The following is a 415-nucleotide window of genomic DNA, read 5'->3' on the forward strand; positions in this document are numbered from 1 at the left end:
GGGCTCTGACTTTTTGTAAGCACACGGTTTCAGGTTCTATTTCACTCCCCTTCCGGGGTGCTTTTCACCTTTCCCTCACGGTACTGCTTCACTATCGGTCGCTAGGAAGTATTTAGCCTTGGCAGATGGTCCTGCCGGATTCATACGGGGTTTCACGTGCCCCGCACTACTCGGGATCCGTCTCGGAGGGAACAGACTTTCAATTACAGGGCTTTTACCTTCTTTGGCGGGCCTTTCCAGACCTCTTCGCTTAACCGGTTCCTTTGTAACTCCATGTGAGACGTCCCACAACCCCAAAGAGCAAGCTCTTTGGTTTGGGCTTCTCCGCGTTCGCTCGCCGCTACTGACGGAATCACTATTGTTTTCTCTTCCTCAGGGTACTTAGATGTTTCAGTTCCCCTGGTATGCCTCTACA

Annotated in this window: 1 rRNA gene; it reads right to left on the reverse strand. The window is 51.8% G+C overall.

Going from position 1 to position 415, the window contains the following annotated elements:
* Nucleotides 1-415, reverse strand: a 23S ribosomal RNA gene (locus PQG66_RS25285); the annotation flags it as partial.

Origin of the sequence: Paenibacillus sp. JJ-100 (genome assembly GCF_948329825.1) — a bacterium.
Taxonomy (GTDB): domain Bacteria; phylum Bacillota; class Bacilli; order Paenibacillales; family Paenibacillaceae; genus Paenibacillus.